A 10522-nucleotide genomic window follows, 5' to 3' on the forward strand; every position below is an offset into this window, starting at 1 on the left:
GACTCTACAATGTGGATGCTCGGTACTCTGGTTATTAGTATCTTGCTGATCATAGTCTCAATTATTAAATTTAAGTTTCACCCTTTTTTAGCCCTGTTACTCGCCAGCTTTTTTGTCGGTATTGCAATGAAAATGAACCCGTTAGAGATGGTGAATGCTATCGAAAATGGGATTGGCGGTACACTCGGTTTTTTAGCCGCTATTATTGGACTAGGCACCATACTAGGGAAAATGATGGAGATTTCAGGTGCAGCAGAGCGCATCGGGATCACCCTACAGAAAAGCCGTTGGTTAACTCCAGACGTCACCATGGTACTAATTGGTTTAATCTGTGGTATCACTCTATTTGTTGAGGTGGGGGTTGTTTTGTTGATCCCACTGGCATTTTCCATCGCCAAAAAAACCAATACCTCTTTATTAAAACTGGCTATCCCGCTATGTACTGCGCTGATGGCCGTACACTGTATCGTTCCGCCACACCCTGCTGCACTATTTGTCACTAATGAACTTGGGGCAGATATTGGCACTGTGATTGTTGCGGGCTTAGCCGTTGGTTTAGTCGCCTCACTGGTCGGCGGGCCATTATTCCTAAAGTTCTTAGGTGAGCGCTTACCTTTTAAAACGGTACCAGAAGCCTTTTCTGACTTAGAAGTCCGTGAAGAAAAAGATTTACCCTCGCTAGGTGCCACTTTATTTACCGTTTTACTGCCAATTATTCTCATGTTGATCAAAACCGCAGCAGATTTGAACATGAGCAAAGACAATCAATTATTTACCCTTTTACAGTTTATTGGTAACCCAATCACTGCCATGTTTATTGCCGCATTTGTCGCTTATTACGTACTGGGCATTCGCCGTAATATGGGCATGAGCGTGCTACTCAGTAAAACGGAAGAAAGCTTTAGTTCCATCGCCAATATTTTATTAATCATTGGTGCGGGAGGGGCGTTTAATGGCATCTTAAAAGGAAGTGGGTTAAGCGATTCCCTTGCGCTGGTTCTTTCAGGCATTGATATGCACCCAATCCTATTGGCTTGGTTAGTGGCTATCATTCTACATGCTGCGGTAGGCTCTGCGACCGTTGCCATGATGGGCGCCACTGCAATTGTTGCCCCATTAATGCCAATGTACCCGCATATCAGCCCTGAGATCATGACATTAGCCATCGGCTCAGGCGCAATTGGCTGTACCATCGTGACGGACTCCTTGTTCTGGCTGGTCAAACAATATTGTAATGCCACCTTGGCTGAAACATTTCGTTTTTACAGTGTCGCCACACTTATCGCATCCATCGTTGCGCTGGCAGGCACCTTTGCACTTTCATTTGTGATTTAAAAGAGAGTAATTATGACTCAGATAAATATTGATAAGTTAATTGCTGACACCCCTTTAGTTCAGGACTTAATCGATTTAAAGCAAGTTACTTGGTTTAACCCAAACTCAACCACCACACAAGCGGGTTTACCCTATGTGGGGTTGACCCTCGAGGATGTGCAAGACGCCGAGGCACGTTTAACACGTTTCGCCCCATATTTAATGAAAGCGTTTCCTGAAACGCAAACCACACAAGGGATCATAGAATCCGACGTGGTTGCTATTCCCAATATGCAAAGTGCTCTTGAAACACGTTATGAAACGCCAATTACTGGGGAAATGTTACTTAAAAAAGATAGCCACCTACCTATTTCGGGCTCAATAAAAGCGCGAGGCGGTATCTATGAAGTTTTGACCCATGCGGAAAAGCTCGCTTTAGAAGCCGGTTTATTATCAATTGATGATAATTATGAAATTCTATCCTCAGATAAGTTTCGACAATTCTTTAGCCAATATAGTATCGCCGTTGGCTCAACCGGCAATTTAGGCATGTCTATTGGCATTATGAGTGCAAAATTAGGCTTTAGTGTCAGTGTACATATGTCGGCGGATGCACGTCAGTGGAAAAAAGATAAGTTACGTTCTCACGGCGTAAATGTTGTTGAATATCAACAGGATTATAGCATTGCGGTCGAACAAGGCCGCAAAGAAGCTGAAAAAGACCCGCGCTGCTTCTTTATTGATGACGAAAACTCAACCACACTATTTTTAGGCTATGCGGTTGCAGGTTTACGTTTGAAAAAACAATTTGTAGAGCAAGGCATTATTGTTGATAACCAACACCCGCTGTTTGTTTATCTGCCTTGTGGTGTCGGCGGAGGCCCGGGTGGCGTTGCCTTTGGCTTGAAGTTAGCCTTTGGTGATGCGGTACATTGCTTATTTGCCGAACCCACACATTCACCTTGCATGTTGCTTGGTGTGCATACAGGGCTCCATGATGCCATTTCAGTACAAGAAATCGGCATTGATAACATCACGGCCGCTGATGGCCTTGCAGTGGGACGCGCGTCAGGGTTTGTGGGGCGTGCAATGGAACATTTAATTGATGGTTATTACACGATTGATGATACCGAGATGTACAACCTATTAAGCTTACTTAATCAAACGGAGTCGATTAAGCTCGAGCCTTCCGCACTAGCAGGTATGACCGGCAGTGTTCATGTCACCCAAAACACAGACTATTTACAGTCTAAGTCACTGACACCAGAAGTCATGGCCAATGCCACCCACCTTGTCTGGGCGACCGGTGGCGGTATGGTACCGCAAGATGAGATGGATAAATATTTATCGCAAGCCAAACTAAGCTAGTGATACATAGGATTAAAGCCATCTTCTTTTTTTATCAGAAGATGGCTTTAAAATTATTGCCCCGGTAATGGCACTAAATCACTTTCAATATAACGTCGTACCAATGTTGCTAACGCAACCAGTGAATCAATATGCGTTCTTTCCCAACCATGGGAGCTATCTAAGGCAAAACATGCTAATGCAACCCGAATATCCCACCCAGCATCAATAGCTGCCGCACTATCAGAACGGTAATGTTTAAATGTATCGCGCACATGAGGGATGTTATATTGCTGGCATAATTGCAGTAAGTGGCGCGTAATCGCTAAATCAAATGGCCCCGTTCTATCACGAAATGCCAATGTTAATGCGTCATCACGTGTTGTTTGATCAGGCGCTGAAACAGAATTATCAATCGCTAATAATTCCTGAACTTGCTCACCAAAGCCATGAGTCCCTCCAATCCCGACCTCTTCAGAAATCGTGAACATCAATTGGCAAGAAACAGCTGGTAGCACACCATCGTCCACTAGCGATTTTAATGCCGCTAACATCACCGCACAGCCTGCTTTGTCATCTAAATGACGAGAAACAATAAACCCATTGTCAATAAATTCAGGTTGGGCATCAACTGCCACCATATCCCCCACATTCAGACCATGAGATTGTAGATCTTCCACACTATAACATGGGGCATCAAGGCGAATTTCTAAGTTATCCCAATCAGCCACTTGAGTATCCACTTCGGTATTAAAGCGGTGACCTGATGCTTTTAACGGTAGAATGGTGCCGCGATACTGGTGATTATCACCATACACGGTGACTCGAGCGCCTTCAGCAAAGCGCGCAGCCCAAGTGCCCGTATTACGTAACGCTAACCGCCCGTTAGGTTTGAGCTGAGTAACCATTGCCCCTAAGGTATCCAAATGGGCTGCAAGTGCCCGTTTGGGTTCATCATTACCGAATGTAATATATAACACTCCACGGCGCGTATACTGCGGTGTAAAACCCAACTCAGTCAACCATTGGTGCGTTTGTGCGACCGCTTTCTCAGTCATACCCACCGGGCTAGGTGTACATAAAAGTGTCTTTAATACTGAGGTTAGATATGCTTTATCTATCATTATGTTACCTATCTTCACTTAAAAAACGTTCTTGCAGTGTGGCTTGTAGAGCCAACATTGCTTGCTCGGCATAATTCATGTGCTCTTCCATCACCGCCTGTACCTTAGCGGCATCTTTACGGCGTAATGCCTCTATTAATTGATACTGATATTCAATGCCTTGGCATCTATCTACTGGTTCGGGTTTCAGGTAAATGTCTTTACAAACCGCTAAATCTTTAAGTAAACGCTGTAAAAAATGGCAGATAAACACTAAGAGAACATTATCTGAGTAACTGGCAACGACGGCATGGAAATCCAACTCTGCCATTCGCTGTTGCCAGCGTTCCTCTTCATTAGCAGGCTCATGGTCGTAAATCGCAATGGTGTCATACAGTTTTTGAATTCCCGCATTATCGATATTATCAATGGCACTCACTGCAACAACTGGCTCTAATAATTTACGCAATGTATAGATATCTTTAATGGAAATATCTCGCGTGAATAAATAGTTTGATAACAAGCTCATCGCACGGGATTCGGTCATTGAATCAATAAACGCCCCCCCGCCTGGGCCCGTTTTGGTTTTAATTAACCCCTGCACTTCCAATGATTTTAAGGCTTCTCTTACCGTGCTTTTACTCGCGCTATAACGCTCAATTAGCTCTTTTTCTTGGGGTAAGCGGTCACCCGGTATCAGGTTATCCGCCATAATCGTTTCTTTTATCGCATTAACAATTTCATCAGTACGTTTAATGCGAACTGGCTCGATAGCCGCTGTCTTATCCGTGCTCATATTAGGACCCCAACTGATTTTAAATATATTTCTAAGCTTCAACGCGAATACGCGGCGCACTCGCCAGTAAGTTACGAGTGTAGTCGTGTTCTGGTGCCGCAAATAAGTCACAAGTATCACGACATTCTAGCAAATCCCCTAAATAGAGTACGGCCACCCTATCTGCTATAGACTCTACCACCGCCAGATCATGGCTAATAAATAAGTAAGACAGTGAAAACTGTTGCTTTAGTTCTTCGAGTAACAACAAAACTTGGGCTTGTACTGACACATCCAATGCGCTCACAGGCTCATCAAGAACTAAGATTCGCGCATCTGCGGCAAGCGCTCGCGCAATCGCTAAGCGCTGAGCTTGCCCCCCTGAAAACTCGTGAGGGTAACAGGCTAATGCATCCATTGGCATATGGACAGCCTCAAGCAATTCAGCCAACCGCCCCTGTCTTTGTGTTTGATTCATATGCTTTAAATATTTTAAAGGCACCGACAATGTTTCACCGATGGTTTTGCGTGGATTTAAAGAAGCAACAGGGTCTTGGAATACATATTGAATAGCTTGACCGAAAGCACGAGCCCCCTGTTTTTGCCACTGAGCACGAGTTTGCCCGAGTACCGTAATGTCGCCTGAGGTTTCTTTCTCTAACCCAACTAGAATACGGGCTAAAGTGCTTTTCCCTGAGCCGCTTTCCCCTACGACGGCTAACGTTTCCCCTTCGTACAATGACAATGAAATATTTTTCAGCGCCTGAACTTCTCTCCCTCGGGGATGAAATAAGCTGCGAGGGTGACCAAAGGTTTTCACCAGTTGATTAACGTCAATAACCTTGTTCATTAGGCCTCCTGTGCGGAATTATTTCCATAAAGCTGCTCAACCTGAGTCAAAAACGCTCTGCCCTCTCCCAATTTTGGAACACTGGCTATCAGCCGCTGTGTATAAGGGTGCTGAGGTTGCTGTAACACGTCTTGTGTATTACCGGTTTCTACGATAACGCCCTGCTGCATAACGGCCACTCGGTCACAAATTTGGTTAATCACCGCAAAATCATGAGTAATAAATAACAATGCTACCCCTCGTTCACGACGTAGTTGATCGAGCAATTCTAAAATTCGCGCTTGTACGGTGACATCTAGTGCGGTTGTCGGTTCATCGGCAATAATCAAAACAGGGTCATTCGCTAATGCCATCGCAATACCAACTCGTTGGCGTTGCCCACCGGATAACTCATGAGGATAAGCATCAAAACGCTCCGCTGCATCCGGTATACCGACGCTATCAAGTAGTTCAATCGCTTTCATTTTGGCATCATAACTCGATAACGCTTGGTGAGCCGTGATCGCTTCACGAAGCTGTACACCCACGGTAAATTGGGGGTGTAACGTAGTCAGAGGATCTTGGAAAATATATGACACCTTAGCACCACGGCGTCTTTGCATAACGGATAAAGGTAAAGACAACATTTCTTCATGCTCAACATAGATGCCACCTGCGGTGATCACCGCGGGCGGCGAAGCCAAAAGCCCCATAACAGATAATGCAGTTACACTTTTCCCTGAACCACTTTCACCAATTAACCCCAAACATTCCCCCGCACCAACATTAAAGCTAATACCTTTAACGGTAGGCCGTAATTGCCCCCCCTGACGAAAGGCGACAGAAAGGTCTTTAACTTCCAATATCGCCTGTTTTCCCTCGGTTTTGGCAGGAATATTTACACGGTCTGTTTGTGTCATCGGTTGTGAACGATGTAAGGCACCTGATTTTAGGCGAGGGTCAAGGATGTCACGTACCCCATCCCCCAGTAAGTTAAAGCTAATCACAATCAGGAAAATCATAATTCCAGGAACCAGAGCAACATGTGGTGCAACAAACATCTGAGCACGCCCTTGACCTAGCATCGACCCTAAATCAGCATTCGGCGGCTGGGTTCCTAATCCTAAAAATGACAAGCCAGCGGTTTCTAAAATCATCCACCCGATGGTCGTCGACATTGTGACAACAATGATTGGCAATACATTCGGTAAAACCTCGGTCAGTAAGACCTGTAAATGGTTTTTACCTGACAACCTTGCGGCCTGAATAAAGTCTCTATCTCGCAGCCCAACCGTTAACCCACGGATATTTCTCGCGAAAAAAGGAATATTCACTAATGCGATAGCATATAGCGCATTTAATAAACCGGGGCCAAGTACAGCTACAATCGCTAACGCTAATAGGATATATGGAAATGCCATCAACATATCAATACAGCGCATCAATAAGGTATCAGTTCGGTGGCCCACATAGCCGGCGATTAAACCAATTAGGGTTCCAAGTATTGCAGCGATTAACGTCGCTGAAATACCCACCATCAGCGAAACACGAGTTCCCCACAATAATCGAGACAAGATATCCCGCCCTAAATGGTCAGTGCCTAATATATGCCCCGGTGAAAAAGCTGGGAGCAAGCGGTTCACTAAGTCCGTTTCATCTGGATTAGCCAAAGGCAACCAAGGCGCAAGCAAGGCAAGTAGCATAATAACGGTTAAAATAAACAGCCCTAGTGTCGCAAGGCGATTAGCGAGCAATAAAGAACCTATTGATTGACGATGACGATGTTGAATAACTGGGGCGGTATTATGACTCATGATTTCAACCTCGGATCTAACATTGCTTGCACCACATCAGCCAGCAAATTGATAAACACATAGGACGCAGCAGCAATTAACACGCCCCCTTGCACTAAAAATAAATCACGGGTAGCTACCGCTTTGACCAACATTGCCCCTAAGCCCGGCCATTGAAAAACCGTTTCAATATAAACCGCACCACCAAACACAAACCCTGCCTGAATACCAATAACAGGGATCACCGATACCAATGCCATACGAAATGCATGGCGGAAAATGACTTTGCGTTCACTCAACCCTTTTGCGCGTGCAGTACGAATAAAATCAAGGCGTAGAACCTCTAACATTGCTGTTCGCGTCAAACGCGCTATCACGCCTGTCGCAACTAGCGAAAGGGTTATTGCGGGTAAAACAAGGTGATGCAATAAGTCGCGAAAGCCGCCCCCCTGCCAAATATCATACATTCCTGATGCGGGGAACCATTGTAGCTGTACCGAAAAAAGCATGATCATCAACAACCCAATCCAAAAGGATGGCATTGAAATACCGAGTAAAACCGCCAATGTGATCGTCCTATCACTCCAACTAAATTGACGGATCGCAGAAATAATCCCAGCTAATAGCCCCAGCACTGAGCTGAGCAATAACGCACTTCCCCCCAAAATTAAGGTGGCAGAAAAACGCTCAAGGACCTCATCAACCACAGGACGATTCAGCACAAAAGAACGCCCTAAGTCCCCTGAAATCAAATTATTCATCCAAATAAAATACTGCTGATATAACGGTTTATCTAAACCAAGCTCAGTTTTCACTCGAGCCACGTTCTCTGGTGTTGCCCAAGGTCCAAGCAATGCTTGAGCTGGCTCCCCAGGGATCATTGCCATGATAAAAAAGACAATTAATGTTAGACCAATCAGTATGGGTATCGTCGCTAACAGGCGTTTAAAGCAGTATAACCACATAGTTTTTCCCCATAAAATCTATTAACCAACTGAAAATATTCACGTTAATTAATCTTTGCGAACATCTTTAAGTAATAAATTAAAATTCGGCTGCAATTTAAAATGTTTAACATGCTCATTCGCGACTGCATTTTGCTTCCAATTAGCAACAAACAGCCAAGGCGCATCTCGGTGAACAATTTTTTGTACTTGTTTATACAGTTGAGCGCGTTCTTCAAGGTCATTCGTGACTCTCGCTTTATCTAACAACCTATCGAGTTGTTGATTACTGTAATAACCGGAATTAAAGCCGCCTTTATCGGGCCAAGATGCAGAATGTAAGGTTAGGAACGGCAAGGTATCAGGGTCATTCGTCATCCATGCCATTTCAGCCATGTGGGCTTGCTGTAAGCCTGAATTAACTTTAGATAAATAGGTATTCCACTCAAAGGTTTGAATTTCAACAGATAACCCAACAGCTTTGAGGTCTGCTTGGATTGCGGTTGCCATCGGGATAGGGTCTAACATACCTGAGCCCCCTTCCGTAACATAAAAAACAATTTTTTGCCCTTGTGCTCCCGCTTCTGCAATTAATTGCCGCGCTTTTTCAGGGTCATAAGGGTAAGCCTCTGTTTCTTGGTCAAACGCCCAGTCAAAAGCAGATGGAATAGGCCCTTCAGCCACACCAGCTGAATCTTGGAGAATATACTTAACGATATTTTGCTTATTAACCGCATAATTTACCGCTTGCCTTACACGCACATCATCAAAAGGAGGTTGTGATGCATTTAGCATCACGTACCACACATGTGGCCCTACGGCTTCATAAACCTTAAAACGCTCATCCTTGATAAATAAAGGGACGTTATCCGCAGGCACTTCAACCATCGCGTCAATCCCACCTGATAGCATTTCTGCTACCCGTGTATTGGCGTCCGTTATTGGTCGGAAAACCACATTTTTTAAGTGTGGTTTTCCATCCCAATACTGCTCATTTGCCGAGACCACAACGCGCTGGTTTGCCGTCCATTCGTCAAATTTAAACGGCCCTGTCCCGCTTGGATGACGACTAAAGTCCTTGTCATATTGCTTGACGGCTGCCGGTGACACAATCAGCCCTGCGGGGGTAGCTAAATTTGATAAGAACGGTGCAAATGGCTCTTTTAAGGTAAATACCACCGTTAAATTATCTGGGGTGGTAATTTTATCTATCGCAGAGAAAAAAAATGATAAAGGAAATGGACCAGTATGATAGTAAGGATGTTGGCTATCTAGCATGCGGTCAAACGTAAATTTAACTGCCTGCGCATCAAACGCACTACCATCATGGAACTTGATGTTTTCACGTAAATGAAATGTGTAAGTCAAACCGTCATCGCTGACTGACCATGACTTTGCCAATGCAGGTTCAAGTGTCAATGTACCATCGGCATTGCGAACTAACCCTTCGTATATATTCACGAGTATCCGAGAATCATTGGCCGCAGTCGCCACTTGCGGGTCGAGTGATTGCGGCTCCGCAACCTGCCCAAGCAATAGTACATCACTATGGTTTGCCGCCAATGTCGGTGTAGAAATAAAGCAGAAAAACCAAAAACTGGCTATCCACCTGCATAAACGCATCCTCATACGGCCCTCCCCGAGCGTTGACATTGCTATGTGATTTTTAAATGTGATTTGTGTCAATTTTGTTAATTATTTTATCTTTTATCCTATTTATGATGATAAATTATGTTTCACGCAACAATTTATAATGATAAATTTGATCGATGTCTAATTTATGAGGTGTGAAATGACATTTTCAATTGTGGCTCACTGTCCGCAAACAGGGAAAATTGGCGCAGCAACAGCAACAGGCGGGCCCGCTGTCGGTGCCCTTGTTTTGCATGGTGCAAGCCAAGTGGGAGCTATCGCAACCCAAGCCATGACCAACCCGATAGCAGGTTTAAAAGGTATTGAACATTTACGGCTTAGTGACCACGCCAAACAGAGCTTAGATTTCCTTCTGATGGAAGATACCAACAGTGAATTACGGCAACTGATCATTATTGATAAATATGGGGAAAGTGCAGACTGGACAGGAAGTAAATGCTTACCTTGGTGTGGTAGTTTGTCTGAAAAAAACTTCGCTACAGCAGGGAATATGCTAACCGGTGAGCAGGTTCTTCAAGCAATACACCAAAGTTATCAGCAAAACTCACATCTTGAGCTTGCAGACAGGCTATTACTCGCCATGCAAGCAGGGGCAAATGAAGGTGGTGATTACCGTGGGATACGCTCTGCTGCATTAAAAATATGGAATAACCGGCAATATGCAGATATTGATATTCGCTGTGACTGGTCAGAAACCCCGTTAACTGAGCTTTATTTGGTCCTTCAACAGGTTCGTTCCGAGGATTATGCTAATTTCTTTGCTC

9 protein-coding genes are annotated in these 10522 nt (G+C 44.5%); 3 read left to right on the forward strand and 6 right to left on the reverse strand.

The features are described 5' to 3' along the window. Positions 1 to 9: 9 nt before the first annotated feature. Positions 10 to 1335, forward strand: coding sequence for a D-serine transporter DsdX (gene dsdX / locus OQV04_RS21460; RefSeq protein WP_442899667.1), 1326 nt, complete (start codon positions 10 to 12; stop codon positions 1333 to 1335). Positions 1336 to 1347: 12 nt separating this feature from the next. After that, positions 1348 to 2682, forward strand: coding sequence for a D-serine ammonia-lyase (locus OQV04_RS21465; protein WP_272678238.1), 1335 nt, complete (start codon positions 1348 to 1350; stop codon positions 2680 to 2682). A gap of 53 nt (positions 2683 to 2735) precedes the next feature. On the opposite strand, the gene OQV04_RS21470 is transcribed toward OQV04_RS21465, so the two are convergent. From OQV04_RS21470 to OQV04_RS21495, 6 genes are read right to left on the reverse strand one after another with little or no spacing between them, the layout of a single operon-like run. Further along, positions 2736 to 3785: an osmoprotectant NAGGN system M42 family peptidase gene (locus OQV04_RS21470; protein WP_210831680.1), complete on the reverse strand. Its 1050-nt coding sequence runs from the start codon at positions 3783 to 3785 to the stop codon at positions 2736 to 2738. Between the two features lie 4 nt (positions 3786 to 3789). Beyond that, positions 3790 to 4560: a FadR/GntR family transcriptional regulator gene (locus tag OQV04_RS21475; protein WP_042845532.1), complete on the reverse strand. Its 771-nt coding sequence runs from the start codon at positions 4558 to 4560 to the stop codon at positions 3790 to 3792. A gap of 31 nt (positions 4561 to 4591) precedes the next feature. Then, positions 4592 to 5389, reverse strand: coding sequence for an ABC transporter ATP-binding protein (locus OQV04_RS21480; RefSeq protein WP_187549622.1), 798 nt, complete (start codon positions 5387 to 5389; stop codon positions 4592 to 4594). Beyond that, positions 5389 to 7182 (reverse strand): dipeptide/oligopeptide/nickel ABC transporter permease/ATP-binding protein, encoded by a 1794-nt coding sequence (locus OQV04_RS21485; protein ID WP_166696469.1) that lies wholly within the window; start codon positions 7180 to 7182, stop codon positions 5389 to 5391. The genes OQV04_RS21480 and OQV04_RS21485 overlap by 1 nt, the downstream gene beginning before the upstream one ends. Then, on the reverse strand, positions 7179 to 8126 hold the full coding sequence (locus OQV04_RS21490) for an ABC transporter permease (RefSeq protein WP_042845538.1): 948 nt from the start codon (positions 8124 to 8126) through the stop codon (positions 7179 to 7181). Before OQV04_RS21490 ends, OQV04_RS21485 begins: the two co-directional genes overlap by 4 nt. A 48-nt stretch (positions 8127 to 8174) precedes the next feature. Then, a complete protein-coding gene (locus tag OQV04_RS21495) occupies positions 8175 to 9734 on the reverse strand; it encodes an ABC transporter substrate-binding protein (protein ID WP_042845539.1) in 1560 nt (519 codons plus the stop codon). A 163-nt stretch (positions 9735 to 9897) separates the two neighbouring features. On the opposite strand from OQV04_RS21495, the gene OQV04_RS21500 reads away from it, so the two are divergent. Continuing rightward, the coding region (locus OQV04_RS21500; protein WP_332642875.1) for a DUF1028 domain-containing protein at positions 9898 to 10522 on the forward strand (625 nt) is incomplete at its 3' end.

It is taken from the genome of Escherichia sp. Lx600-2 (assembly GCF_036662595.1).
GTDB lineage: Bacteria > Pseudomonadota > Gammaproteobacteria > Enterobacterales > Enterobacteriaceae > Escherichia > Escherichia coli.